Origin of the sequence: Brachybacterium avium, from assembly GCF_002216795.1 — a bacterium.
GTDB classification, from domain to species: Bacteria; Actinomycetota; Actinomycetes; order Actinomycetales; family Dermabacteraceae; genus Brachybacterium; species Brachybacterium avium.
The window spans coordinates 3,151,998-3,178,310 of record NZ_CP022316.1; the positions used below are offsets into that span (position 1 = coordinate 3,151,998).

25 protein-coding genes are annotated in these 26,313 nt (G+C 70.7%); 16 read left to right on the forward strand and 9 right to left on the reverse strand.

Translation table 11 applies throughout. The annotated features are described in order from the left end of the window. Positions 1–8: 8 nt before the first annotated feature. Together CFK39_RS14120 and CFK39_RS14125 are read right to left on the reverse strand one after the other, a co-directional pair. Complete coding sequence (locus CFK39_RS14120) at positions 9–788, reverse strand: SIR2 family NAD-dependent protein deacylase (protein ID WP_089065992.1); 780 nt, start codon at positions 786–788, stop codon at positions 9–11. Next, complete coding sequence (locus CFK39_RS14125) at positions 785–1,630, reverse strand: aldo/keto reductase (RefSeq protein ID WP_089065993.1); 846 nt, start codon at positions 1,628–1,630, stop codon at positions 785–787. The genes CFK39_RS14120 and CFK39_RS14125 overlap by 4 nt, the downstream gene beginning before the upstream one ends. 173 nt (positions 1,631–1,803) lie before the next feature. Between CFK39_RS14125 and CFK39_RS14130 the strand changes: the two genes are divergently transcribed. After that, positions 1,804–3,138 (forward strand): arginine deiminase, encoded by a 1,335-nt coding sequence (locus CFK39_RS14130; protein ID WP_089065994.1) that lies wholly within the window; start codon positions 1,804–1,806, stop codon positions 3,136–3,138. Here the strand turns inward: CFK39_RS14130 and CFK39_RS14135 are convergent. Then, entirely contained in the window at positions 3,060–3,530 is a 471-nt protein-coding gene (locus tag CFK39_RS14135; protein ID WP_245822690.1) for a GNAT family N-acetyltransferase, read from the reverse strand. The genes CFK39_RS14130 and CFK39_RS14135 overlap by 79 nt on opposite strands. Before the next feature lie 339 nt (positions 3,531–3,869). Here CFK39_RS14135 and gcvT point away from each other — a divergent pair, with 339 nt between their 5' ends. The 8 genes from gcvT to CFK39_RS14170 all read left to right on the forward strand — a co-directional run bounded on the left by gcvT (position 3,870) and on the right by CFK39_RS14170 (position 12,268). Beyond that, entirely contained in the window at positions 3,870–5,003 is a 1,134-nt protein-coding gene (gcvT, locus tag CFK39_RS14140; protein WP_089065995.1) for a glycine cleavage system aminomethyltransferase GcvT, read from the forward strand. Between the two features lie 56 nt (positions 5,004–5,059). After that, positions 5,060–5,431, forward strand: coding sequence for a glycine cleavage system protein GcvH (gene gcvH / locus CFK39_RS14145; protein WP_089065996.1), 372 nt, complete (start codon positions 5,060–5,062; stop codon positions 5,429–5,431). Positions 5,432–5,547: 116 nt separating this feature from the next. Next, a complete protein-coding gene (gcvP, locus tag CFK39_RS14150) occupies positions 5,548–8,490 on the forward strand; it encodes an aminomethyl-transferring glycine dehydrogenase (protein ID WP_089065997.1) in 2,943 nt (980 codons plus the stop codon). 71 nt (positions 8,491–8,561) lie between these two features. Continuing rightward, positions 8,562–9,773 carry a cobalamin-independent methionine synthase II family protein gene (locus tag CFK39_RS14155; RefSeq protein WP_089065998.1) on the forward strand — a complete coding sequence of 404 codons (1,212 nt, stop codon included), beginning with the start codon at positions 8,562–8,564 and terminating at the stop codon, positions 9,771–9,773. 115 nt (positions 9,774–9,888) lie between these two features. Continuing rightward, positions 9,889–10,593, forward strand: a complete 705-nt coding sequence (locus tag CFK39_RS17045; protein WP_245822692.1) for a glycosyltransferase — start codon at positions 9,889–9,891, stop codon at positions 10,591–10,593. Next, positions 10,572–11,033 carry a glycosyltransferase gene (locus CFK39_RS17050; RefSeq protein WP_245822694.1) on the forward strand — a complete coding sequence of 154 codons (462 nt, stop codon included), beginning with the start codon at positions 10,572–10,574 and terminating at the stop codon, positions 11,031–11,033. The genes CFK39_RS17045 and CFK39_RS17050 overlap by 22 nt, the downstream gene beginning before the upstream one ends. Positions 11,034–11,195: 162 nt before the next feature. After that, complete coding sequence (locus tag CFK39_RS14165) at positions 11,196–11,939, forward strand: gamma-glutamyl-gamma-aminobutyrate hydrolase family protein (protein ID WP_089065999.1); 744 nt, start codon at positions 11,196–11,198, stop codon at positions 11,937–11,939. A gap of 71 nt (positions 11,940–12,010) precedes the next feature. Continuing rightward, positions 12,011–12,268: a hypothetical protein gene (locus CFK39_RS14170; RefSeq protein WP_089066000.1), complete on the forward strand. Its 258-nt coding sequence runs from the start codon at positions 12,011–12,013 to the stop codon at positions 12,266–12,268. A gap of 90 nt (positions 12,269–12,358) precedes the next feature. Here the strand turns inward: CFK39_RS14170 and deoD are convergent, their stop codons facing one another. Next, entirely contained in the window at positions 12,359–13,087 is a 729-nt protein-coding gene (gene deoD / locus CFK39_RS14175) for a purine-nucleoside phosphorylase (RefSeq protein ID WP_089066462.1), read from the reverse strand. 134 nt (positions 13,088–13,221) lie between these two features. On the opposite strand from deoD, the gene CFK39_RS14180 reads away from it, so the two are divergent. After that, positions 13,222–14,523 carry an MFS transporter gene (locus tag CFK39_RS14180; RefSeq protein ID WP_089066001.1) on the forward strand — a complete coding sequence of 434 codons (1,302 nt, stop codon included), beginning with the start codon at positions 13,222–13,224 and terminating at the stop codon, positions 14,521–14,523. A 22-nt stretch (positions 14,524–14,545) separates the two neighbouring features. Here the strand turns inward: CFK39_RS14180 and CFK39_RS14185 are convergent, their stop codons facing one another. Together CFK39_RS14185 and CFK39_RS14190 are read right to left on the reverse strand one after the other, a co-directional pair. After that, on the reverse strand, positions 14,546–15,181 hold the full coding sequence (locus CFK39_RS14185) for an L-threonylcarbamoyladenylate synthase (protein WP_089066002.1): 636 nt from the start codon (positions 15,179–15,181) through the stop codon (positions 14,546–14,548). 197 nt (positions 15,182–15,378) lie between these two features. Continuing rightward, on the reverse strand, positions 15,379–15,744 hold the full coding sequence (locus CFK39_RS14190; protein ID WP_089066463.1) for a DUF952 domain-containing protein: 366 nt from the start codon (positions 15,742–15,744) through the stop codon (positions 15,379–15,381). A gap of 24 nt (positions 15,745–15,768) precedes the next feature. On the opposite strand from CFK39_RS14190, the gene CFK39_RS14195 reads away from it, so the two are divergent. The 4 genes from CFK39_RS14195 to CFK39_RS14210 are packed head-to-tail and all read left to right on the forward strand — an operon-like array spanning position 15,769 to position 18,537. Next, complete coding sequence (locus tag CFK39_RS14195) at positions 15,769–16,137, forward strand: GNAT family N-acetyltransferase (protein WP_089066003.1); 369 nt, start codon at positions 15,769–15,771, stop codon at positions 16,135–16,137. Continuing rightward, complete coding sequence (locus tag CFK39_RS14200; RefSeq protein ID WP_089066004.1) at positions 16,134–16,646, forward strand: low molecular weight protein-tyrosine-phosphatase; 513 nt, start codon at positions 16,134–16,136, stop codon at positions 16,644–16,646. Before CFK39_RS14195 ends, CFK39_RS14200 begins: the two co-directional genes overlap by 4 nt. Then, entirely contained in the window at positions 16,643–18,112 is a 1,470-nt protein-coding gene (locus CFK39_RS14205; protein ID WP_089066005.1) for an amidase, read from the forward strand. Before CFK39_RS14200 ends, CFK39_RS14205 begins: the two co-directional genes overlap by 4 nt. Continuing rightward, positions 18,109–18,537 (forward strand): RNA-binding S4 domain-containing protein, encoded by a 429-nt coding sequence (locus tag CFK39_RS14210; RefSeq protein WP_089066464.1) that lies wholly within the window; start codon positions 18,109–18,111, stop codon positions 18,535–18,537. Before CFK39_RS14205 ends, CFK39_RS14210 begins: the two co-directional genes overlap by 4 nt. A gap of 25 nt (positions 18,538–18,562) precedes the next feature. Here the strand turns inward: CFK39_RS14210 and CFK39_RS14215 are convergent, their stop codons facing one another. After that, the gene (locus tag CFK39_RS14215; protein ID WP_089066006.1) at positions 18,563–19,951 is read right to left on the reverse strand and encodes a PrsW family intramembrane metalloprotease; all 1,389 of its coding nucleotides are present in this window, start codon (positions 19,949–19,951) and stop codon (positions 18,563–18,565) included. Positions 19,952–20,243: 292 nt separating this feature from the next. On the opposite strand from CFK39_RS14215, the gene CFK39_RS14220 reads away from it, so the two are divergent. Beyond that, on the forward strand, positions 20,244–22,904 hold the full coding sequence (locus CFK39_RS14220; protein ID WP_089066007.1) for an ATP-dependent Clp protease ATP-binding subunit: 2,661 nt from the start codon (positions 20,244–20,246) through the stop codon (positions 22,902–22,904). A gap of 57 nt (positions 22,905–22,961) precedes the next feature. Here the strand turns inward: CFK39_RS14220 and CFK39_RS16490 are convergent, their stop codons facing one another. Continuing rightward, the gene (locus CFK39_RS16490) at positions 22,962–24,485 is read right to left on the reverse strand and encodes a hypothetical protein (RefSeq protein WP_177349006.1); all 1,524 of its coding nucleotides are present in this window, start codon (positions 24,483–24,485) and stop codon (positions 22,962–22,964) included. A gap of 58 nt (positions 24,486–24,543) precedes the next feature. On the opposite strand from CFK39_RS16490, the gene CFK39_RS14230 reads away from it, so the two are divergent. After that, entirely contained in the window at positions 24,544–24,885 is a 342-nt protein-coding gene (locus CFK39_RS14230) for a hypothetical protein (protein WP_157697180.1), read from the forward strand. Positions 24,886–25,416: 531 nt separating this feature from the next. On the opposite strand, the gene CFK39_RS14235 is transcribed toward CFK39_RS14230, so the two are convergent. Beyond that, on the reverse strand, positions 25,417–26,271 hold the full coding sequence (locus CFK39_RS14235) for a WXG100 family type VII secretion target (protein ID WP_089066009.1): 855 nt from the start codon (positions 26,269–26,271) through the stop codon (positions 25,417–25,419). Positions 26,272–26,313: the final 42 nt, after the last annotated feature.

A 26,313-nucleotide genomic window follows, 5' to 3' on the forward strand; every position in this document is an offset into this window, starting at 1 on the left:
CGTGCTGCTCAGTCCGGGAAGGGATCCAGGAACGAGGTGCCGCCGACGCGGTGGAGCCGCCGCTCCCAGTCCGGCAGCACCTCGTGGGCGTCCTCGGCGATGACGTGGTCGAAGAGGGTGCCCGAACCGGAGGGGGGCGCGATGTCGATCAGCACCGTGGTGGCGCCGTGGGATGCCGCCAGCGGCGCCAGCTGAGCGGAGGGGAACACCACTCCGCTGGTGCCGACGGCGACGAAGAGGTCCGCCCGCTGCGCCAGCCGCATCGCGAGCTCGAGGGCCTCCTGCGGCAGCTGTTCGTCGAAGAGCACCACGTCGGGTCGGGTCGGAGCGCCGCAGAGGGGGCAGGCACCGGGCACCCCGTGGTCCTCGGCGCGCGAACCCTCGCCCGGCGACAGCGGCGCCGACCAGGTGCAGCGCACCTCCAGGCACACCGCACTCAGCGCACTGCCGTGCAGCTCGGCGACCACCTCGCTGCCGGCCGCCTGATGCAGGCCGTCGATGTTCTGGGTGATCACCGGGGCACCCAGCCGGGCGATCGCCCGATGGCCCGGGGTCGGTCCGTGCCCACGGGCGATGCGCGCCATCCGCCCCCACACCCGCCACAGCTGCGGCAGGGAGCCGGGGAGCAGCTCGGCGTGCATCGCCTCCTCGGTCTCGGGCTCGAGCGCCCAGAGCCCGTCCGGTCCCCGGAAGGTGCCCAGACCGGTGCGGGCGCTGATCCCGGAACCGGTGAGGAAGACGATCTCCCGGTGCCCCGCCCCCGGGGTGAAGCGGCCCCCCGCGGTCACCACTCCTCGTGCTCGCGGGAGTCCCAGGCGGCCGCTTCGCCCAGATCGAGCGAGGCCAGCCCGGTGCGGTCCTCCTCATCGAGGGCGATGGCATCGAGGCTCGCATTGTCCCGCTGACGCTGGGGATCCTGGGACTTCGGGATCACCACGATGCCCTGATCGATCGCCCAGCGCAGCGAAACCTGCGAGGGGGTGACCCCGTGCTTGCGTGCGATGCGCTGCAGGGCGAACTGCCCGGCGAGCCCCTCACGCCCGCCCAGCGGACCCCAGGCCTGGGTGACGATGCCATGCTCGCGGTGGAAGGCGACGGCCTCGGCCCGGGGCAGGGCGGGGGAGAGCTGGATCTGATTCACCTCGGGGGTCACCCCGGTGGCGTCGATCAGCTCCTGCAGCTGCTCCGGCCGGAAGTTCGAGACCCCGATGTGCAGCGCCCGGCCTTCCTCCTTGAGATCGATCAGGGTGCGCCAGGTCTCCAGGGCGAGGCCGCGGGAGGGGTTGGGCCAGTGGATGAGCACCAGAGCGGCGCGCTCCAGGCCCAGCCGGCGCAGGGAGCCGAGGTACCCCTCGCGGGTCGCGATGCGGCCCTGGTCCCCGCCGGCGATCTTCGTGGTCACCAGCGCCTGGTCGGGATCCACGCCGCTGTCCCGCAGCCCCTGGCCGACCGCGGCCTCGTTGCCGTACTGGGCCGCGGAGTCGATCAGCCGGTAGCCCGCACGCAGGGCCTCGGCGATCGCGCGGGCACCTTCGACGCCCTTCATGCTGGAGGTGCCGAAGCCGATCAGCGGGAAGTCGGTGCCGTCGGCGAGGGTGGTGGTGGGGATGGACAGCGCGGTCGCGGACACAGGATCCTCCTGGAGCGGGGCGGGTGCGGACCCCACCAGCGTAGTCATCCTCCGGCAGAGCACGCACCGCAGGACGCCCGGATCACGCGCCGTGCTCTGTTAGCGTGCTCGCAGCGCCGAGAGGACGTGCCCTCACCGTCGAGGGCACGGAGGTCGAGAACCGAGGAGTTCAGATGGCAGTGGCAGCAGCGCACCGGGTCGGGGTGCATGACGAGATCTCCACGTTGCGGCGGGTGATCGTCCATGGGCCGGGGCCCGAGCTGGAACGGCTCACCCCGGATTCCCGGGAGGGACTGCTGTTCGACGAGGTGCTCTGGCGCGACCGGGCCGAGGCGCAGCATCGGGAGTTCACCTCTCTGCTGCGCGGCGAGGGCGTCGAGGTGCTCCAGCTGCGGGCTCTGCTGGCGGACCTGCTGGAGGATCCCTCGCTGCGCCAGGAGCTGCTGCATCGTGCCCTGGACCCTGCGATCCTCGGGGACATCGCGGTGCAGGACCTGCACGGGGCGCTCGCGGACCTGCCGCCGGCACCGCTGGTGGAGGTGCTCATCGGGGGCATCACCGTCGGCGAGCTGCGTGCCCTGGGGGTGAGCCCGCGCTCGATCGCCCTGCATGGCGCGGGGGAGGAGCGCCTGGTCCTGGATCCCCTGCCCAACCACCTGTTCACCCGCGACCCCTCGGCCTGGATCGGGGACGTGGTCTCCGTCAGCCCGATGCGTCACCCCGCGCGGCGCCGCGAGAGCCTGCACCTGGAGATGATCTACCGCCACCATCCGCAGTTCGCGGGTGCCGCCGCGCCGCGGCGCATCGTGGGCCGGGACGATGCCGGCACCGCGACCGTCGAGGGCGGTGACGTGATGATGCTGTCCCCGCGGGTGGTCGCGGTCGGCATGTCGGAGCGCACCAGCGCCGTCGGCGTCGAACGCCTGGCCGCCGATCTGCTCGCGGACGGCTCTGTGGAGCGGGTGGTCGCGATCGCGCTGCCGCATCGTCGCTCGATGATGCACCTGGACACCGTCACCACCGTCGTGGACGAGGAGTCGATGCTGCGGTTCGGGTCGCTGGAGGCGCTGGAGACGTTCGAGATCGAGCGCCCCGGGGACCGGCTGGTCTCACGCGCCCGACCGGCCGACGAGATGGACCAGGTCCTGGCCCGCGGGCTGGGGGTCGAGGCGCTGCGCGTGCTCACCCCGCCGCTGGATGCCTACGCCGCGGCCCGGGAGCAGTGGGACGACGGCTGCAACGTGCTGGCCCTGGCCCCCGGGAAGGTCGTCGCCTACGAGCGCGCCGCAGCCACCAATGAGTACCTGCGCGCCCAGGGCGTGGAGGTCCTCGAGTTCAACGGCGACGAGCTGGGCCGCGGCCGCGGCGGCCCCCGCTGCATGAGCTGCCCCGTCGCGCGGGCTGAGGATCCCGGCGGCGCGCCGGGAGGTCAGCGCCGGGTCGGGGGCGGCGGATCGGCCTCGGTCTGCAGCGGCTGGGCGTACTCCGGCAGCGGATCGTGCAGGTGACGTTCCAGCAGCAGCTGCTGGGCCCCGAACTCCTCCAGCCCCTTGCGCACGCAGAAGCCGAGCTTCCGCAGCAGGGCGACGCTGCGCTTGTTGCGGGTCTGGCTGATGGCGATCACCTGCTCGTCCTCGAGCTCGTTCCGGGCCCAGCCGAGCAGGGCGATGCACGACTCGGCCGCATACCCCCTGCCGGTCCACTCCGGGAGCAGCGCATAGGAGAGCTCGAGCTCACCGCGGTCGTAGCTGAGGGTGATCGAGCCGATCATGGTGTCGTCCTCGGCGAGGGCGAGCACCCAGCGCCCCCAGGTGAGGCCCAGCGGCGAGAGCTCCAGCGCCTGCCGGGACGCATAGTCCACGGCACCGCCGAGGTATTCACGGGTCACGGGATCGGTCATCAGCCGGATGACCGATCCGCGATCAGCGTCGCCAGGCGGCCGGATCACCAGCCGCGGGCTATGGATCCGTACCGGCCACTCGGTCGTGCCTTCCGTCGTCACCCGGCCCACGGTACTAGGTACTCGGGCCGGGACCGCGGGCCGTTCGGTCGGCGGCGGCGCATTCGTTCCGGGGCTCGCTCCCGCTTCCCTCCCGTCTGCGCAGACCGGCGACGCAGTCCACGCCCGGACGGTATGGTGAGCCTGCGACACGACGAGGTGGCGCACAGGTCGTCGCTCCTGCGTGACGTGCGAAGCGGAGCCCGCCCGACGACCGCCCACGGACGAGTAAGGAGCCCCATGGCCGACCAGGACCTGCGCAGCACCGCCCTCGCGGCGGTCCACGAGGCGCTCGGCGCGACGTTCACCGACTTCGCCGGCTGGCGCATGCCCGTGCGGTACGACTCCGATCTCGCGGAGCACCGAGCTGTGCGCGAGAGCGCCGGCATCTTCGATCTGAGCCACATGGGGGAGATCCACCTGCGCGGTCCCCAGGCCGGGGACGCCCTCGACCACGCGCTCGCCGGCAAGCTCTCGGCGATGTCCGTGGGGCGCGCGAAGTACTCGCTGCTGCTCACCGAGGACGGCGGCGTGATCGACGACGTCATCACCTACCGCCTCTCCGAGGAGCACTTCCTGGTCGTCGCCAACGCCTCCAACGCCGAGGTCGACGCCGCCGAGCTCAGTGCCCGGGCGGAAGGCTTCGACGCCGAGGTCGATGACGCCTCCGACCGCACCGCGCTGATCGCGGTGCAGGGCCCGGCGAGCGAGCAGATCCTGCTCGACGCCCTGCTCGACCGGGACAGCGGGGTCGAGGGCCTGACCGCTGCGGATCTCACCGAGATGAAGAACTACCGCTTCGCCGAGAGCACCTATCGCGGGGAGCCGATGCTGATCGCCCGCACCGGCTACACCGGTGAGGACGGCTTCGAGCTGTATGTCCCGAACGAGCTCGCCGCAGGACTGTGGGAGCAGCTCACCGTCGCCGGCGGCGACCGCCTCGTCCCCTGCGGGCTCGCCTGCCGAGACACCCTGCGCCTCGAGGCCGGGATGCCGCTGTACGGCAATGAGCTGGGCCGCGATCTGTACCCCGCCCAGTCGGGCATGGGCCGGATCGTCGCGCTGAAGTCCAAGGGCGACTTCGTCGGCCGCGCGGGCATCGAGGCTGCGGACCTGTCCGCCCGGCCGGTCCTGGTGGGCCTGGTCGCCGACGGCCGTCGCGCCGCGCGGGCCGGCTCCCAGGTGCGTGACGCGGACGGGCGGGAGGTCGGCTCGATCACCTCCGGCGTCCTCTCGCCGACGCTCGGCCATCCCATCGCCCTGGGCTTCGTGTCCGCGAACGTCTCCGAGGTCGGCACCGTTCTGGTGGCCGACGTGCGCGGCAAGGACCTCCCGGTCCGCGTCGTGAAGACGCCGTTCTACTCCCGTGACTGAAGCATCCCCCTGACCCCGAGTTCCCAGAACCCCCGTCCCAGGAAGGACCATCCCCCATGTCCGCAGAACTTCTGTACAGCAAGGACCACGAGTGGGTCCGCGTCGAGTCCGCGGGTGCCGCCGTCGTCGGCGTCACCGACTTCGCGGCCGAGCAGCTCGGAGACGTCGTCTACGTGGACCTGCCCGAGGTCGATGACGAGATCACCGCCGGCACCGAGATGGGTGAGATCGAGTCCACCAAGTCGGTCTCCGATCTGTTCTCGCCGATCTCCGGCACCGTCACCGAGGTCAACCAGGCCGTCGTCGACGCCCCGGAGCTCGTGAACTCCTCGCCCTTCGAGGAAGGATGGCTGGTCAAGGTCACCTTCGACGCACTCCCGGAGGATCTGATGAACGCCGCGGACTACACCGCCTTCACTCAGTCCTGATCGCTGCGGAGGTGGCCGCCGCGCGGCGGCCGCCTCCCGCCGGCACCGCGCGCCGCCGCGCGGAAGACCGCCGGCCACCCACCCAGATCCGCACGCAACACCAGGGGCGCCTCTCCATGACCGCATCGTCTGTGCATGCACACGACTCCTTCGTCCGCCGCCATGTCGGCACCGATCCCGACGCGCAGCGTCACATGCTCGAGCTCCTGGGCTATGAGTCCCTCGACGAGATGCTCACCGCTGCGGTGCCCAGCACGATCCTGCTGGACCAGGGCTCGGGGCCCAGGAGCCTCGAGTCGGCGGTCCCCGCCGGCATCTCCGAGCCGGCCGCGCTCGAGGAGCTGCAGACCCTCGCCGACCGCAACACGGTGCACCGCTCGCTGATCGGCCTGGGCTACCACGGCACCCATACGCCCGCGGTGATCCAGCGCAATGTGCTGGAGAACCCTGCCTGGTACACCGCCTACACCCCGTACCAGCCGGAGATCTCCCAGGGCCGCCTCGAGGCGCTGCTGACCTTCCAGACCATGATCTGCGACCTCACCGGGATGGACGTCTCCAACGCCTCCACCCTGGACGAGGCCACCTCTGCGGCCGAGGCGATGCTGCTCGCGCGCCGCAGCGTCAAGCGCAACGGCAACGTGTTCCTGGTCGATGCCGACACCCTCCCCGCCACCAAGGCGGTGCTGCAGGGCCGGGCCGACGGTCTCGGCATCGAGCTGCGCGAGGTCGACTTCGCCGTCGACGGCGCTCCCGAGGGCGACTACTTCGGCGCGCTGATCCAGTACCCCGGTGCGTCCGGCCGGGTCTGGGACCCCCGCGACGTCATCGCCGAGATCACGTCCACCAAGGCTCTCGCGATCGTCTCCGCGGACCTGCTGGCCCTGACCATGCTCGCCTCCCCGGGCTCGCTCGGCGCGGATGTCACCGTCGGCAGCTCGCAGCGCTTCGGCATCCCGCTGGGCTTCGGCGGCCCCCACGCGGGCTTCGTCGCCGTGCGCAAGGGTCTCGAGCGGCAGCTGCCCGGCCGCCTGGTCGGCGTATCCAAGGACGTCGACGGCAACCCCGCCTACCGGCTGTCCCTGCAGACCCGCGAGCAGCACATCCGCCGCGAGAAGGCCACCAGCGCGATCACCACGGCGCAGGTGCTGCTGGCCGTGATGGCCGCCATGTACGCCGTCTACCACGGCCCCGAGGGGCTCACCCGGATCGGTCGCACCGTCGCCGATCGCACCGCGTCCCTGGCCGATCTGCTGCGGCGCAGCGGCTTCGAGCTGGCGGGCGAGAGCTTCTTCGACACCCTCGAGGTGCGCGCCACCGGCAGCGCCGGCGCGATCTCGCGCTCCCTGCGCGAAGCCGGGTTCCTCGTGCACACCGAGGGCGATGACCTGGTCCACCTCTCGCTCGACGAGACCGTCACCGAGGCGGACCTCGAGAAGATCGCCGCGGCCTTCGCCCCCCAGGCCCCGACCCCGGGACAGGAGCTGACCGAGGTCGGCTCGGGCAACGGCTGGGACGGTCTGGTGCGGGAGGACCCCTTCCTCCAGCACCCGGTGTTCTCCTCCTTCCGCTCCGAGACCGCGATGATGCGCTATCTGCGCCGCCTCGCGGACCGGGACTTCGCGCTGGACCGCGGGATGATCCCGCTGGGCTCCTGCACCATGAAGCTCAACTCCGCCACCGAGATGGCCGGCATCACCTGGGCGGGCTTCAACGCGGTCCACCCCTTCGCGCCCCGTGAGGACGTGGAGGGCTATCTGGAGATGATCACCCAGCTGGAGTCCTGGCTCGCGGACCTCACCGGGTACGACACCGTCTCCCTGCAGCCCAACGCCGGCTCCCAGGGCGAGTTCGCGGGACTGCTCGCGATCCGCGCCTACCACGCCTCCCGCGGGGAGAGCGGGCGGGAGGTGTGCCTCGTGCCCAGTTCAGCGCACGGCACCAATGCCGCCTCCGCCGTGATCGCCGGGCTGCGCGTGGTGGTGGTCGACTCCGATGCCCGCGGCAACATCGATCTCGACGACCTGAAGCAGAAGATCAAGGACCACGGCGACGAGCTCGCCGCGATCATGATCACCTACCCCTCCACACACGGCGTGTACGAGGAGGAGGTGCGCACCGTCTGCGAGCTGGTCCACGACGCCGGCGGTCAGGTGTACGTCGACGGCGCGAACCTCAACGCGCTGCTGCAGGTGGCGCGTCCCGGCGAGTTCGGAGGCGACGTCTCCCACCTGAACCTGCACAAGACCTTCTGCATCCCGCACGGCGGCGGCGGCCCGGGCGTCGGCCCGGTGGCGGCGAAATCGCATCTGGCGCCCTTCCTGCCCGGTCACCCGGACATGCAGCAGGAGGAGCATCCGGTGGCCGGCCACGGCAGCCGCCCCCATGGCGGCCCACCGGTCTCGCAGGCGCCCTACGGCTCCGCATCGATCCTGCCGATCACCTGGACCTACATCCGGCTGATGGGACCGGACGGACTGCGCGAGGCGACCGGTGCCGCGGTGCTGGCCGCGAACTACATGGCCCGCCGCCTCGAGGAGTCCTTCGAGATCCTCTACACGGGGGACAACGACCTGGTGGCCCACGAGTGCATCGTGGACCTGCGGCCCTTCACCGCCCGCACCGGGATCACCGTGGACGATGTGGCCAAGCGGCTGATCGACTACGGCTTCCATGCCCCGACCATGTCGTTCCCGGTGGCGGGCACGCTGATGGTGGAGCCGACCGAATCCGAGGACCTCGCCGAGATCGATCGCTTCGTCGACGCGATGCTGATGATCGCCAAGGAGGCGGAGGAGGTGGCCGCCGGCACCTGGCCGAAGGACGACAACCCGCTGGTCAACTCCCCGCACACCGCAGCCTCGATCGCGACGGGGGAGTGGACCCACCCGTACTCCCGCGAGATCGCCGTCTACCCCGGCAGCTGGACCGCGCTCGAGGACGACTCCGTCCACGACAGCGCCCAGATGCGGATCCAGTCGAAGTACTGGCCGCCGGTGCGCCGCGTCGAGCAGGCCTTCGGCGACCGCAACCTGGTGCCCACCTGGCCGCGCGACTGAGACCAGGCCCGTGTGAACACCTGTGACGCCCCGGTTCCCGACCGGGGCGTCACTGCTCGTAGGCTCGGTCCATGACCGAGATCCTCACCACCCACGCCGGTTCCCTCCCACGCAGCCCCGAGCTGATCGCGGCCAACGCCGCCCGGCCCGTCGGCGCTGACGGGCTCACCCCCGAACCCACCGCCGAGTTCCGCGAGGTGCTGCGGCAGGCCGTGGTGGACGTGGTCGCGAAGCAGCGGGAGATCGGCATCGCGATCCCCAACGACGGCGAGTACGGGCACCTGATGGGATCGGCCGTGAACTACGGCTCCTGGTGGTCGTACATCTTCGATCGCGTCAGCGGCCTGGAGATCACCGGGGAGGACATCTTCTCCTCCCAGCCGGTGCGCTCAGCGCCCGGCGACGTGCGCCTGACCACTTTCCCGGACCGCCGCGACTGGACGCTCTTCGCCGAGGCCTACCAGGATCCGACCTCCGGCATCACCGTCGGCTCCCAGCCCACCTTCCCGGCGGCGACCGGCCCCATCGCCTATTCAGACACCGGGCGCGCGCTGATCTCCCAGGACATCGCCAATGCGCAGGCGGCCTTCGACGCCGCCGGCTACGAGCACGGCTTCCTCAACTCCCTCTCGCCCGGCTCGGGCAGCCGCATCGTCGATGCCCACTACGGCGATGTCGACGCCTTCCTCGACGCCTGGGTCGAGGTGATGCGACCCGAGTACGAAGCGATCGCCGCGGCCGGCCTCACCGTGCAGGTCGACGATCCCTCGATCGCCGAGAACTGGGACCAGATCAACCCCGAACCCAGCGTGGAGGACTACCTCGACTTCACCCGGAAGCGGGTCGACGCCGTCAACCGTGCCCTGGTGAACGTCCCCACCGAGCAGACCCGTTTCCACCTCTGCTGGGGCTCCTGGCACGGACCCCACACCACCGACATCGAGCTCCGCCACCTCGCCCCGCTGCTGCTGGAGATCGACGCGAAGTACTACTCCTTCGAGGCCGCGAACGTGCGCCACGAGCACGAGTGGACCGTCTGGGAGGAGCTGACCCTGCCCGAGGACAAGGTGCTGGTGCCCGGCATCGTCTCCCACGCCACCAACGTGGTCGAGCATCCGGAGCTGGTCGCCCAGCGCCTGGAGCGCTTCGCCCGGATCGTCGGTCCCGAGCGCGTGATCGGCTCGACGGACTGCGGCCTCGGTGGGCGGATCCACCCGCAGATCGCCTGGGCGAAGCTCGAGTCCCTCACCGCAGGAGCGGAGATCGCCGCCCAGCGCCTCTGACCCCAGCCGCACCGGCGGCCGTCTCCTGCGGTGATCGCCGCAGCGGACCGGGTGTTCACCGGGATGTCATGTGCAGGTAGCGCAGAGGACGGGCACGGGGAGCATCATCAGGAGCGTGAGGATCCTCCTTGTCTCCGAAACGTTCCTTCCGCACCTGCCCGGCGTCACGGAACCGGTGCTCCGCATGGCCGACCACTTCGCTGCCACGGGCGACGACCTCGAGATCATCGCGCCCGCAGCGCCGGGAGCGGAGAAGCATCTGCGCACCTCCAGTGGCAGGCGGGTGAGGGTGCATCGGATCGCCTCGGCCCCACTGCCCGGCCGCCCCGCGGTGCGGATCGTCCCCGCCGGCGCCTCAGCGCTGCGCCGACGCATCGACGAGTTCCAGCCCGACATCATCCACCTCGACTCTCCGCTGCTCCTCGGCGGCCGCGCCGCGGTCGCGGCGCAGAGGGCCGGAGTCCCCGTGGTGGCGGTCCATGGCGGCGACGCTCCCGGATCCCCCGCGCCGTACGGCATGGCGCTCCTGGAGGACGCCACCTGGCAGCTGCGACGGGAGGCCCACCACCGGGCGACGGTGAACCTCGCACCGTCCAACGCGACCCGCGACCAGATGCTCGACCGCGGCATCGAGCGGGTGGACCTGTGGCGGCGCGGCGCGGACACCTCCCTGTTCTCGCCCGCGCGGCGCAGCGCGTCCCTGCGGGCCTCCTACGCACGGCCCGAGGAGAAGCTGGTGGTCTATGCGGGGCGCCTCGCCCCGAGAAGCAGGTCGAGGATCTCGAGGTCATCCATGACATGCCCGGAGTGCGCCTGCTGATCGTGGGCGAAGGGCAGCAGCAGGAGTCCCTGCGGCGACTGCTGCCCCGGGCCCGCTTCGCCGGGTTCCGCACCGGCACGGACCTGGCCGCCCATCTCGCCAGCGCCGATCTGTTCATCGATCCCGGCGAACGGGAGACCCGCGGCCGGACCCTGCAGGAGGCGATGGCCTCCGGGCTGCCGGTGATCGCTCCCCGCCGCGGGGGACCGGTGGACCTCATCGCACCCAGCCGCACCGGCTGGCTCTACACCCCGGGCATGCTCGACGAGCTGCGGGATTGCGCGAGCGACCTGCTGTTCGACGACGGAAAGCGACGGGCCTTCGGCCGGGCGGCCGAGGCCTCCATGCACAGACGCACCTGGCCGGTGCTCGCCGAGCAGCTGCGCGGCTACTACCTGCAGGCCATCGAGCAGCACGGGCGCGTCGGCGCACTCCTGTGACATCCCCTCCCCGACATCCGGCCGGGGCCGCACCGACCCGCTGTCACGCCGGGCTGTCACATTCGGCCACATAACTCGCCCGCCAGGGGTCCGTGCAGTGAACTGGGTCCAGTCGTCGACCGGCGGCCCGGAACATCGCTCCTCTGCGGAAAGGACAACATCATGGCGCAGCGCACTCGTCGCCCGCTCATCGGCGTGACCGCGGGGACCCGCACGATGATGTCCGGCGCCTGGGCGGGCCATGACGCCGTGTCCGTCAACGAGCACTATGTGCGTGCTCTGCGCGAGGCCGGCGCCCGCCCCGTCATCATCGCCCCGCAGGATGAGTGGAGCGATGAGGAGATCGCAGAGCTGGATGGTCTCGTGCTCACCGGCGGGACCGACCTCGACCCGGCCGCCTGGGGCGAGGACGCCCTGGTCACCGACATGACCCCGGACCCGGAGCGGGATGCCTTCGAGACCGCGCTCTACCGCGCGGCCCGCCGCAGCGACGTGCCCGTGCTGGGGATCTGCCGCGGCCTGCAGATCATCGTCGTCGCCGAGGGCGGCGCACTGCACCGCCACCTGCCGGTGGACCTGCCGGGGCACCCCACCACCGGTGAGCGACCCACCCGGGTCGAGGCCGAGGTGGAGGCCGCCAGCGATCTCGCACTCGCCCTCGGCACCCGCGCCGAGGTCACCGCCTTCCACCACCAGGGCGTGCGCGCCGTGCGCGGGGACCTGCGGATCGTGGCCCGTCACGACAGCGGCCTGCCGCTCGCCGTCGAGGCGGAGCGCGGCTCGAGCGTCCTGGGGGTGCAGTGGCACCCGGAGATCGACGGCCCGAGCGGAGCAGCCCTGTTCGAGAGCCTGCTCACGGCGATCCACCACCGAGAGGTGTCTGCTCCCGTCGGCTCTCTGGTCTAAGATGGGCTCTGGACGCCCCTGCTCCGGCTGCGGCGACCACCGGCAGCGGTACAGGCACAGGAAGAGGTATCATGAGCAACCAGCACGCCACGGGCGCGCCTCGCGCACAGACGCACGAGGACGAGAACGTGACTTCGAAGGGCAACAGCCTCGGCCTGTCGATCGTGCTGTTCGTCGTCTTCTTCGGGCTCTTCGGCGGTGGCCTGTACGTGATGGGTCTGATCTCGATGGACGATCCCTCCGTGCTCACCTTCTGCGGTGGCCTGGCGATGTGCCTCATCGCGCTGTTCGGAACCTTCGACCTGGTGCCGCGCTTCCTGAACAAGTGACCCTTCGCTGAACATTCCACGTGCCCGGCGCCTCACGGCGGCCGGGCACTGGCATGTCCGGGGCGGCACCCGGGCCGGTCCCGCTGCGGCTCAGCGGGAGGGCTGCGTCGCATCGAGGCGCACGAGCGCCTCCAGTGCCACCACGATCATGTCCTCGAAGGTCTCCTGACGCTCCTGCGAGCTGGTCCTCTCCCCGGTGAGGAGATGATCCGAGACGGTGCACAGCGCGAGCGCCCGACGGGAGAACTGCGCCGCCAGCGTGTACAGCGCCGCCGTCTCCATCTCGACCCCGAGCACCCCGTACTTCGCCAGGGTCGCCGTGATCTCCGTGTCGGGGCTGTAGAACTGGTCCGAGGAGAACAGACCGCCGGCGGTCACCGGCAGCAGCCGCTCCTCGGCGACCTCCACCGCATGCCGTGCCAGGGTGAAGTCCGCAGCGGGGGCGTAGGAGACCTGACCGAATCGCGGCACGTTCATCGCGGAGTCGGTGGAGGCGGCCACGCCGAGGATCACGTCCCGCACGCTCACCGTCTCCGACAGCCCGCCGCAGGTGCCTACGCGGACGATGGCCTGGACGTCGTAGTCCTCGAACAGCTCCTGGGCATAGATGGCCATCGAGGGCTGCCCCATCCCCGAGCCCTGCGCGGAGACGCGGACACCGGCATACGTGCCCGTGAAGCCGAGCATCCCGCGCACATCGTTGTACTGGACCGGGTCCTCGAGGAAGGTCTCGGCGATCCACCGGGCACGATAGGGGTCACCGGGCATGAGCACGTAGGGGGCGATCTGATCGGGGGAGGCTCCGAGGTGTGTCGACATGAGGCCAGGGTACGGCGTGCGCGGGCCGGTGTCGTGTGCCCCCGGACCGGAGCGCGGGAACAGCTGGAGCGGTCCGCGGACGAGGAGCTCCGGCTGCCGGTCGACGAGGTCCGGATGGTCCACAATGGTGTCTCGTGAACGCTCACGCCCCCTCCTCCGGCGACCTCGCCCGCCCCGTCGTCCCCGCCGCCGTGCGCCGTGCTCGATGGGCCGTCTCGCTGGTCTTCTTCCTCAACGGCGCCTCGTTCTGCGCGATCATGCCCCGCTACCCGGAGCTGGTGGACTCGATCGGGCTGAGCAACACCGCCTTCGGACTCGCCATCGGACTCGGACCTCTCGGCGGGCTGCTCTCGGGCCTGTTCGCGGCGCGATTGATGAGGGGCCTCGGCTCGGCGCGCGTCGCCGTGGCCGCCCAGATCATCGCCTCCACCTCCCACCTGCTGGTCTACACCGCCGGGAGCTGGCTGTGGCTCGCACTCTCGCTCGGTCTCGCGGCCGCGGCAGATGCGATCACCGACATCTCGATGAACTCCCACGGGATGCGGGTCGAACGCCGCTACCGCCGCTCGATCATGAACAGCTACCACGGCTGGTGGTCCCTCGGAGCGGTGGTCGGCGGGCTGTTCGGGGCGGCCGCCGCACAGCTCGGGCTCCCGCTGTGGGCCCAGGGCGTGATCGGGCTGCTCCTCTTCGGCGCCCTGGCTGCAGGATCCTTCCGCTATCTGCTGCCCGGGCACGACTCCACCGAGCGCACCCCGGTGCCGAGCACCGCGGGCCCGTCGGCCGCCTCCGCGGGCGAGGTGCCCGCTGATGCCTCCCCGCACGGGCTAAGCATCGCGGGGATGAGCCTGCATGCCCTCGCCCTGGTGGGCGCGCTGGGCATGGTGCTGGTGTTCGCCGGCTCCACGGAGGACGCCGGAAGCACCTGGGGCGCCCTGTTCATGACCGAGACCTTCGGTGCCGCGCCCTTCCTGGCCGGTATGGCCTTCGTCGCGATGCAGGGGGCGCAGACCATCGGCCGCTTCACCGGGGACGCCGTCGTGGACCGAATGGGGGACCGTGCCACCGCCCGCCTGGGAGCCCTGGTCGGGATGATCGGGATGAGCCTCGCACTGCTGCTGCCCTCGCCCGCCATGGCGGTGATCGGCTTCGCCGCCGCCGGCTGGGGCGTGGCCACCCTGTTCCCCGCCGCCTTCCGCGCGGCCGATGAGCTCCCGGGCGTGCCGCCGGGCGTGGGCATCACGGTGGTCGGCTGGTTCGCGCGCCTGGGCTTCTTCCTCACACCGCCCCTGGTCGGAGCACTCGCAGATGCGATGACCCTGCGCTACGCACTGTGGATGGTTCCGGTGTATGCGCTGGGCATCATGCTCTTCTCCGCCGTGCTCAGCACACGGCAGCGGTCCACCTCGGCCGGAGGCCCGTCCACCACGGTCTGAGGCTCGCAGCCGAGCCGGGCGGTCAGAACCGGCTGACGTCCCCGGCGCCCTCCCGAGCGATCACCAGATCCCCGCCGGACAGATCGATGACCGTGGTCGGCTCCGTGCCCACCTCGCCGGAATCGATGATCGCCTCGACCTGCCCATCCAGCAGGTCCTGGACCACCCAGCCCTCCGTGGGCGGCTCCTCCTGCTCCGGCATCAGCAGGGTGGAGGAGACGATCGGCGCGCCGAGCGCCTCGACCAGAGCATGGGCCACCCGATGATCGGGGATCCGCACCCCGACGGTGTGCTTCTTGGGATGCGCCATCTTCCGGGGCACCTCGCGGGTGGCCGGCAGGATGAAGGTGTACGGCCCGGGCGTGGCGTTCTTGACCAGTCGGAAAGTCGGGTTCGAGACCAGCACGAACTGGCCCAGCTGCGAGAAGTCCGCGCACACCAGTGTGAAATGGTGATCCTTGCCGACCTGACGGATCCGACGGATGCGCTCGAGCCCCTCAGCGTTGCCGAGCGCGCAGCCCAGCGCATAGCAGGAGTCGGTGGGGTAGGCGATCAGCCCACCCGCTTCCAGCACGGCCACCGCCTGCTCGATCAGGCGGGGCTGCGGATCCTCGGGATGGATGTCGAGATACTTCGCGGAGTGACGTGACCTGGCCATACCCGATGGTACGCCGGAGCCTCACAGCACGTCGATCAGGCTGCGTCTGTTGCCTGGTCTCCTGCCGTTCGTGCCTCACAGCACGTCGATCAGGCTGCGCCTGCTGCCTGATCTCCTGCCGTTCGTGCCTCACAGCACGTCGATCAGGCTGCGCCTGCTGCCTGATCTCCTGCCGTTCGTGCCTCACAGCACGTCGATCAGGCGACGACCACGAACTCTCGGCCGATCCACTTGGTGCGGCGCAGCCGGACCACGGCGCTGACCGGCAGCGGACCGTTGATGTGGGGGTAGCCGCGACCCTTGCCATCCACATCCGCCTCGATGTCCACGGCGATGCCTGCCGCCTCGACGCGGCCCACGTCGATCTCGAGGATCACCAGATCCGAGGGGCGGTCGGGGTAGATGCGCTTGGCGACCTTGGAGACCTGCTCGGGCCAGGAGGCGTGGATGAACCCCTCGTCGGCGAGCTCGCGATCGCGCGTGGCGCGGGTGTACGAGCCTGACCGGACGGCCGCCTCCCAGGCGGGCAGTTCGGTGATGTGCCAGATCAGGGGCGCGGGCATGACCGGCAGTGTACCGTGACCGGCATGGATGAGACCTCCGCCGAACCGGGCGCGGTGCGCCTGGTCCACAATGCCGATCGCGACCGCTACGAAGCGCTGGACGGGGACGAGGTCCTCGCCGTCCTCGCCCATGAGGACGAGGACCCGCCGGACGGCGACGGCCGCGCTCTCGGAGTGCGCCTGCGCGACCTGCGCTCCACCGTGGTCGCCCCCGAGCGCTCCGGTGCCGGGATCGGCTCCGCCATCGTGCGCTTCGCCCTCGACGACATCCGCGGCCTGGGCATGACCGTCCGTCCCACCTGCTGGTTCGTGCGGGGATGGATCGAACGACACCCCGAGTACGCGGACCTGCTGGAGACAGCCGCCCCCGAGACGGACGGAGACGACCGATGACCTACCGGATCCTCACCATCTGCACCGGCAACATCTGCCGCTCCCCGATGGCCGAGTACGCCGTGCGCGAGGCCCTCGAGCAGGCGGGCCTCGCCGAGCACGTCGAGGTGACCTCCGCAGGCACCTCCGGCTGGGAGGTCGGGAACCCGATCGACCCCCGCGCCGGTGAGCTGCTGCGCCGTCACGGCATCGAGCCCGGCGACCATCGGGCCCGGCAGATGGACACCGACGAGCTGCAGGAGGCCGACCTGGTGCTCACGCTCGACCACGACCACGTCGACCCCGTGCGACGGGTGCTCGGCGCCGCGCGGGCCGAGGAGACGGTGCGGATGGTGCGGGACTTCGCCCCGCACTCCGTCGAGGACACCGGCATCCGTGATCCCTGGTACGGGGACGAGAGCGACTTCGACACCGCCTGGGAGCAGATCGACGAAGCACTCCCCGGGATCGTCGACCACGTGCGCAGCGCCCTGCCCGAGCAGGAGCTGCGGGGGACGGGGCCGCGATGATGACCGCACAGTCGGAGACACCGCGGGGAGCACTGGAGACGGCCGCCGCCCTGCGCACCGGAGAGCTCGATGCCGAGGAACTCGCCGAGCGCACCCTCGACGCGGCACGCTCGACGGGCGCCGAGGTGGGCGCCTTCGCCCATCTCCTGGAGGCGCTCACCCGGGAGCAGGCGCGCAGCGCGGCCGGGCAGCTCGAGCAGGCTCGTCGCGCCGGGCGTCTCGCAGAGCTCGCCGACCACCGGCCGCTGCTCGGCGTGCCGCTGCCGATCAAGGATCTGACCCAGGTCGCCGGGGCGCCCTTCGAGGCGGGCAGCGCGGCGCTCGCCGGGAACATCGCGACCCTGACCGACGGGGTCGCCCAGCAGATCCTCGACGGCGGCACCCTCACCATCGGCAAGACTTCGACCCCCGAGTTCGGGCTGCCCTGCTACACCGAGCCGGCCACCGGGGCGCCTGCCCGCACCCCCTGGGATCTGGACCGCACCGCCGGCGGATCCAGCGGCGGCGCGGCCGCCGCAGTGGCCAGCGGGATCGTCCCGCTCGCCCACGGTTCCGACGGCGGCGGATCGGTGCGCATTCCCGCCGCCTGCTGCGGCATCGTCGGCCTCAAACCGTCCCGCGGGGTCATCTCCCCGGGCCCGTACGGCAGCGAGGGGATGGGGCTGGTCACCGATGGGATCCTGACCCGCAGCGTGCGGGACGCCGCCGCCGGGCTCGACCTGCTCGCCGGGCCCCGCATCGGGGACTTCACCCCCGCGGCCCGCGCCCCGGGCTCCCACCTCACCCGTCTCGACGATGTCGGCGCACAGAGCGCTCCGCTGCGGATCGGAGTGCTGCGCGCACCGCTGGCCGCGGAGACCGACGTCCACCCGGCCGCCGTGCGCGGCCTCGACCGGGCGCTCGAGGTGCTGCGCGGACTCGGCCACGAGCTGACCGAGATCCCGGCCCCGTTCACCCCCGAGGACTGGACCGCCTTCATGCCGTTGTGGACCGTCGGAGCGGCGACGATCCCGCTGGACGAGGAGCAGGAGGGCAAGCTCCTCGAGCTCACCCGCTGGCTGCGCGAGCGTGGCCGCAGCTATAGCGGCGTCGACCTCGCCCGGGCCTTCGCCGGGGTCCAGATGCTGTCGAGACGCACCCTGGAGGCCTTCGCCCCCTACGACATCGTGATCACCCCGGCGCTCTCCGGTCCTCCCGCCCTCCCCGAAGAGCTGCAGCTGGTCGACGGCGCCGCAGACTTCGATGCCCAGTGCGCCTTCACCCCCTGGACCAGCACCTGGAACATGCTCGGTGCCGCGGCGATCTCGATCCCGTTGCACCGCGAGAGCATCGACGGGGTCGAGCTGCCGTTCGGCGTGCATCTGGGCGCGACCCGGCACGGCGACGACGCCCTGCTGCTGTCCGTGGCCGCGCAGCTGGAGGCCCGCGACCCGTGGCCGCTGGTGCGCACGCCGCACAGCGCATGAGCGGCCTCGCGGGAGCCGACGGGCCGCAGACCATCCGCCTGGACGTGTGGCTGTGGAGCGCTCGTCTGATGCCCACCCGCTCCGCGGCGACGGCCGCCTGTCGCGGCGGGCACGTGCGCCGCAACGGCGAACCGGCCAAGGCGGCGCAGAAGATCGTGGTCGGAGATGAGCTACGGGTGCGCTCCCGCGGCCGGGAGCGGATCGTGATCGTCACCCGGATCCTCACCACCCGGGTGGGGGCGCCGATCGCCCGCGAGGCCTACGAGGACCACACCCCCGAGCCGCCGCCTCAGCTGGCGGCGGCGCCGCCCCGTCGGGAGCGCGGCACGGGCAGGCCCACCAAACGCGAGCGGCGACAGTTCGACCGGCTGCGCGGACGCGATTCCACCCGTGGCCCGGCAGTGGACCCGGAGGATGCGCCCTGAGGGCAGGCTGGACCCTTGACCGGGCTCAGCGCGCCATGGCGAGCAGCTGCTGCCGATTCGCGGTCAGCCGCTGCAGCAGGTTCCGCTCGATCCCGACGACCTTCGGATTCGCACCGTCTGCCAGCAGCCGCTGACGGATCGAGGCGAGATCGGCGCTCTCCCGGATGAATCTTTTCATCACGGGCCGGGCGCCGATCTGGCTCGCCCAGCGCTTGCCTTCGCGCCGACCCTTCCAGGTCGCGAGCATGTCGACCTCCTCATGGGTGAGCCAACCCTGGTTGGCGTAGTCACCCAGGCGAACCCTGGTCAGCCGGGACTCGTCCCAGATCAGCACCACGATCGCGATCAGCCACAGCAGCGAGATGATCGCCTGGGCGCCGTACATCAGCAGCACTCCGAGGAGCCCGCCCCCGAGCCAGGCGGAGAAGTTCCATCCGGCGTGCAGCAGCATCCCGGGGATCAGGGCGGGGATGAACACCAGGAAGCCCATGATCGTGCCCCATTTGCGAGCCACGAAGCCGACGGTGAGGCCGGTCAGAGAGGTGTAGATGGCGTGGCCGAAGATGTTCATCACGCCGCGCAGGATGAACAGGAACAGCACCCCGCCGGCGCCGGAGGTCTCCAGCTGCCGGGTGTAGTAGACGATGTTCTCGGTGAAGGCGAAGCCGCCGCCGATCAGCGAGCCATAGATCAGACCATCCAGCGGGCCGTTGAAATAGCGGCGGGCCAGCAGCATCAGCAGCAGCAGACCGAGCCCCTTGGTGGTCTCCTCGACCAGCGGCGCACTGATGACGAGACCGGCGAAGTTCGCGATCTCCTCGCTGCCCGTGGCGATGAAGACCAGCTGACCGTTCAGGGTGTTCAGCACATAGCTGATGCCGACGGCGATGGCGGCGCCCCAGAACACCGCGATGATCAGCAGGGGCAGCGGCTGCGGATCCCAGCGGTCCGCCAGGACCATGATCCCCGCGATGATCAGCAGGGAGAAGGCGGCGAGGAAGGCGGTGACCGGCCACCACACCGGATTCGCGCTCGCGGTGATGACGAAGTTGAGGAAGAAGTAGCCCAGGACCAGCAGCAGGCAGACGCCGAGCACGACGACGGCCAACCACACGGCGATGCTCACGGTGGGCAATCGGGCGGCACCCTGGGCGACCTCCTGGACCCGTCGGGTCTGGGTGGACCAGGCGGAATGGGGCTGAGCCTGGTCGGGACGCTGGATCTGGGCCGGCGCGAAGCGGGCCGCGGTGAGGCCGGAGGCCGGCCGTACCGAGGTGTCGTACGCGCGGGGGTTGCCGTAGTCGATATAGCGCGGCTGAGGTGGGTGCGACGGGCCGCCCTGGGCTGCACCGGGGCGCGGCCGGCCGTTGGGCATGTACCGGCCGTTCTGCGGCGGTGTCGGGGGCTGTGTCATGAGGGCCTCGGTTTCGACGGCAGCGGGGAGGAGGGAAGGGTGGCACGGGACCGCCGTCGGTTCCCCGGACGACGCCTCACGGTGCCAGTGCGATGCTACAGGCGTGCATTCCCATCATCGCCGAGCGGGAGGTCGACGGTGAGCGGATGTGGACAAGTGATCGGCCGTGCACCGAGAGGCATCGCAACCGATCCGAGATTGAGTGGAATAGACTCAACTTGTCTGACGTTCTTATCAGCAGATGTCGTGGCGTTCAGGTCCGCGACCCCAGAGGACTCAGGAGAGGAGCCCCGTGGAGTTCCAGTTCACCACCCGTTCCCAGGAGGCCGTCACCGCCGCCGCGGAGAGAGCCGTCGAGCTCGGCAATCCTCAGATCAGCTCCCTCCACCTGCTGTGGGCGCTGGCCGGGCAGGCCGACGGCATCGGCCGGGCCTGCCTCGAAGCGGTCGGTGCAGCGCCGGATGAGGTGATCCGCCGCAGCGCCGAGGCCATCGAGGCGCTGCCCCGTGCCAGCGGCGGATCGTCCCCCACCTTCGTCGGCACCGGATTCGATGCCCTCGAGGCTGCCCGCCGGGAGGCGGATGCCGCCCACCGCAGCTACCTGTCCACCGAGCATCTGATGATCGGCATCGCGCTCGGCAAGGACCCGGCCGCCCGGCTGCTCGCAACGGCCGGGGCGACGCCGAGAGCCCTGCGCGATGCCGTCCAGGAACTGACCACAGGAGATGACCGCATGACCCAGATGGACTCCCAGAACCCCGAGGGCTCCTTCCAGAGCCTCGAGAAGTTCGGCGTCGACCTCACCGAGCTGGCCCGCGAGGGGCGGCTCGACCCCGTGATCGGCCGAGACGGCGAGATCCGCCGCGTGGTGCAGGTGCTCTCGCGCCGCACCAAGAACAACCCCGTGCTGATCGGAGAGCCAGGTGTCGGCAAGACCGCCGTGGTGGAGGGTCTGGCCCAGCGGATCGTCGCCGGCGACGTCCCGGACTCGCTGCGCGGCAAACGCCTGGTCTCGCTCGACCTCTCCTCGATGGTCGCGGGCTCGAAGTACCGCGGCGAGTTCGAGGAGCGGATGAAGGCCGTCCTCGACGAGATCCGCACCAGCGACGGCCAGATCATCACCTTCATCGACGAGCTGCACACCGTGGTCGGTGCCGGCGGCTCCGGGGACGGCTCGATGGACGCCGGCAACATGCTCAAGCCCATGCTCGCCCGCGGCGAGCTGCGGATGGTCGGCGCGACCACGCTGGACGAGTACCGCGAGAACATCGAGAAGGATCCCGCGCTCGAGCGGCGCTTCCAGCAGGTGCTGGTGGGGGAGCCCAGCGTCGAGGACACGGTCACGATCCTGCGCGGTCTCAAGGACAAGTACGAAGCGCATCACAAGGTCACCATCACCGACGCCGCCCTGGTCGCGGCCGCGGCCTTGTCCTCGCGCTACATCTCCGGCCGCCAGCTGCCGGACAAGGCCATCGACCTGGTCGACGAGGCGGCGTCCCGGCAGCGCATGGAGCTGGACTCCTCGCCGGAGCAGCTGGACATCCTGCGCCGCCAGGTGGACCGGCTGAAGATGGAGGAGCTCGCGCTCGCCGGCAGCGAGGACCCGGGCAGCCTCGCCCAGCTGGAGTCCGTGCGCTCGCAGCTGGCCGATCGGACCGAGCAGATGGACGAGCTCTCGGCCCGCTGGGAGCGGGAGAAGGCGGGGCTGAACCTCGTCGGCGACCTCAAGGCGCAGCTCGAGCAGCTCCGCATGCAGGCCGATCGTGCCCAGCGCGACGGTGATCTGACCGCCGCCTCCAAGATCCTGTACGGAGACATCCCGGCGCTCAAGGAACAGCTGCGCGACGCCGAGGAGCAGGAATCCGGTGAGCACAGCGAGCAGCAGCGGCCGATGGTCGCCGATCACGTCGGGCCCGATGACATCGCCGAGGTGGTCGAGGCGTGGACCGGGATCCCGTCGGGCCGGCTGCTGCAGGGCGAGACCGAGAAGCTCCTGCAGATGGAGGAGATCATCGGTCGGCGCCTGATCGGCCAGCAGCGAGCGGTCGCCGAGGTCTCGGATGCCGTGCGCAGGGCCCGGGCAGGGATCTCGGATCCCCACCGGCCCACCGGCTCCTTCCTGTTCCTCGGGCCCACGGGGGTGGGCAAGACCGAGCTGGCCAAGGCCCTGGCCGAGTTCCTCTTCGATGACGAGCGGGCGATGATCCGCATCGACATGTCGGAGTACGGCGAGAAGCACACCGTCTCCCGGCTGGTCGGCGCGCCCCCGGGATACGTCGGCTACGACCAGGGAGGGCAGCTCACCGAGGCCGTGCGGCGCAGACCGTACTCGGTGGTGCTGCTCGACGAGATCGAGAAGGCGCATCAGGACGTGTTCGACGTGCTGCTGCAGGTGCTCGACGACGGCCGGCTCACCGACGGGCAGGGACGGACCGTGGACTTCCGCTCCACGATCTTCATCCTCACCTCGAACCTCGGGGCCGTCGCGCTGCAGGACCAGACGCTCACCGAGAAGGAGAAGCATGATCGGGTGATGCAGGTGGTGCGGGCCTCCTTCAAGCCGGAGTTCCTCAACCGTCTGGACGACATCGTCATGTTCGATGCTCTGGAGCGGGAGGAGCTGAGCCGCATCGTCTCGCTCCAGATCCAGGAGGTGGCGGAGCGGCTGCACGATCGCCGCATCGAACTGGACGTCTCCGCGGACGCCACCCGCTGGCTCGCCGAGGAGGGCTTCGACCCGCTGTACGGGGCGCGTCCGCTCAAGCGCCTGGTGCAGAAGGAGATCGGCGACGGCCTCGCCCGGCTGATCCTGCGCGGCGAGGTGCAGGACGGCCAGCGGGTGCGGGTCCGGGCCGCGGCCGATGGACCGGGCCTGGTCCTCGAGGTGGACGGCTCCGAGCCCGGGGCACCCGCGCCCTCCGACCGGGAAGCGCCAGACGCTGCGCAGAGGTGAGGCGCCGCCGGCCGTGGAGATGCCATCTCCACGGCCGGTGTGCCGGGCCTGGGCATCTCACCCCTGGGGGTCCCAGGGTGCCGGCAGGTATCGCCGGCGCAGGTCGTAGTAGAACTCGGGGTCGGTCAGCTGTTCCTGGCCGCGCTCCCAGCCCAGTCCGACCTCCCGGACGGACTGCTCCGCCGTGCGCAGTGCCTCCGCGGAGTGAGCATTGAAGGGCTCCACCAGGTCTGCGCTGGTCCCGATCAGATCGGACGTGGTGTCCGCGGCGGCAGGGAGCGCGGAGACGGTCAGGAGGTCGGCGGAGACGCCCACCTGTCGAAATGCCCCTCGCTCGAAGGCGCGGAAGGCCCCGGCCGCGTCGCCGTCGCCGGCAGCGGTGAGGACCTCGTCGCTGGTCTGCGTCACATTGGCGACTCCGCGGTCGATGGCCGAGAACGTCTGGTCGAGCACCGAATGCTCTCCGAGAACTGCTCCCGAGACCTCGTGCGGCAGGCGGGCCAGCGACACCGCCGGGACGAACGCCCCGTACCCGTTGTCCTCGAGCTTCAGCTCGACCCGGTCGAAGCCGTCGCCGATGCTCTCGTGGACGCTCATCAGCGTCTGGGCGGTTCCCACTGCGGGAACCTCTCCCAGCGCGAGCTCGCGCCGGTCCTGCGCCGCGGCCAGGATCTCCGGATCCAGAGCGAAGTCCTCCCCCTCGGGCAGCGGCCGTGACGGAGGCGTGGCCCAGGGAGGGTCCTCGGCCATGATGGGGCCCGCGATGACGGGATCGAGCTCGTCGAAGCTCGGCAGATCCGGCAGGAGCTCGGTCGGGTCCTCGGCCATGAACGGGCCGGCGATCCTGGGCTGCAGGTCCTTCCAGCGCGAGCCCTGCAGGGAGGGTAGCCGGTCGAACTCGTCCTGGACCCACGGTGGGGTGGCACGCACCCCGAGGGGGTCCCCTCCGAGCCTCGTGACATCATCCGGCTGGGAGCAGAGATCCTGCTCCTGGGCCTCCTTCCCGAGCAGCTCTCCGAGCTTCCGCAGCTTCTCGACGAGGAGGATCACCGTCTCCGCCAGGTCTTCGGTGCATCGATGATGCTCCTCGGCATCAGGGCCGATCCAGTCGGCGGCGCGTGCGCACAGGAGAGCCCGCTGGATCAGAGCCCGCAGCCGGACAGCGCGGGTGTCGAAGATGGTGGACAGCTCGGTCAGGTGCTCGGTCTCGCATCCCCAGAAAGTGTTCATGGCGCGACCGTAGACAGCCCGCCCTCCTCGCCGTTGTGCGGGAGCACCGAGTGTGGATGGCCCGGCGATGTGGAGGAAGCGTCTCCTCGAGGGATCCCTGATGATCAGCTTCCGCACGGCCTGCTCCGCCAGCAGCTTCTTGACGCGCTCCTCGGCCATCACCGACGCCTCCGGATCGGCCTCGGAGATCTCCGGATCGACCTCGATGCGGTGACGGACCTTGCCCTTGACCTGGATCACGCGGATGACGCGCTCGGCCTTCAGCAGCTCCGGATCAGCGACCGGATAGGCGACGCGGGAGATGCGCCCGGTGCGCCCTCGCCGCTGCAGGAAGCGCTGCGAGGCGACCACGGCCCGGGTCTCCCACGGCCGGCCCGTGCGGGTTGCGGGAGTAAGTGCAGGCGAACGCTTGGAGGCAGCCCTGGCTGAACCGTCGATGGAACGGCTCCTGGCTGGAGGACTCGCCGCGGTCGAGCAGCACCTGGATGCCGTTGTGGAAGGTTCCGGAGGTCGAGTGCTCGCCGAGAACGAATCGGCCCAGTGCGCGGTTCAGGTCCATCGGCAGCAGCGGAGGGCTTGTGATCTCGAGATCCTGGACATCGGCGAAGATGTGGCTGGCGAGGCCGAGAGCATCGGCGGTGTCGAAGGCATTCCCCGCAGCCGGCGCTTCCCGAAGCCCGGGCAGGGCCGCGACGCTGTGCGCGGCGCTCGTTGGATCATTGTGCAGCTCGGGTGTTCCCGGCGGCGCTGAGCGGTCAGCGCCCGTGGGGCCGCGGGCGGCAGCCCACGGCCAATAGCGGGGACGGGGGAGTCGGCAGTACTCGCGGCACCTTGGGCATCGGTCCGGGCACCCAGCGCGTCGCCGAGGGCTGTCCGAGTGCTCGTGATGGTCTCCCCCGCCGCGCGGTGCGTTGGGCTCGGTCGCGGCATCGTGTACCTGCTGCGTGCAGCCGTGCAGGGCATCGGGTCCGGCGCTGAGGAATCCAGTCATGCGGTATCCGTCAGATCCTCCGCAGCGGGTGTGCGCCCGCGGCGCGGACGGTGGACCCGCTTGTGATGGGAAAGAGACGCGACCGGTGCATCCCACGGGGACTCTTCGCCGATGGACGGACCGCGCTGCAGGTCATCCTCTTGATCGCGGGTCCCGCCGCCGTAGGCGGCTTCTGGTCGGACTCGAACGCGTCGCAGAACCTCGGCCTTCACTCCAGCAGGCCCTCGGCGGGTCGCTGATCGGCAACGCCGTGCTGAACCTCGTGGCGCGGCCTCTGCACCGCGCCGTGCATCAGCGGAAGGTGTTCCAGGCACCGGTCAGGGTATTGGCCACTCCGAACACCGGGTTCGCCGTCAGGAGGAGGTAGGCACCGACTCCGGCCGAGGAACGGATGACGTTGGCGCCGGTGCTGCCCTTCTCGAAGCCGAGACTCGCTGAGAGGACCATTGCGGTCATCTCGCCCTGCTGCACCGCGAATCCGTTCGACTCGATCTTCCCACCCCAGTCCATGAGCGACGCGCCCTCGGGCATGAAAGCGGGACTCACACCGTCGATGACGCCCCCGATGCTGCCGATGCCAGGGACGAAACTCAGCGCGATGCTTCCGATATCTCCGATCGCCGATCCCGTGTCCCCGTCGCGGACGTGCCCGATCAAGTCTGCGACCTCGGGAAGAGCGCCGATGACCGGCATCGTCTTCATGATCCTGCGGGCCCATGGGGAATCTTTCAGGAAATCACCGATCTTGCCGATGCCCTGGCCGCGGTACTCGTCCAGGATCGTGTCGATCCAGCTCGGGGTGCCGGGGCGATCAGCTCCCGATCCGGAGTCGCTGCCCGCTGACGGGCCGCGGTCGGGGGAGCCGCCGGCTCCGCTCCTCGCGTCCAAATCGGAGGTCTCGTCCTGCTCCTCGGCCTCTCGCTCCAGCCGAGCACCGCGCTCCGAGAGCGTCTGCGCGGTCTCGGAACAGCGGTGGTGTGCATCGTCGAAGCGGGTACGGAACTCCTCAGCGTCGGGCCCCGTCCACTCGACTCCGCGCACTAGGGGCCCGAGCGTCGTCAGCGTCTCCTCGAGGCGCTGCGCGCCGTCGGCGACGGACCGGGCCGTGCTGCGGAGCTGGTCGGTGTCGGCGCCGAGGAAGGTCATGCCGGCCACGGTAGAAGACCCCACTGCGGACCGCGATGGGGA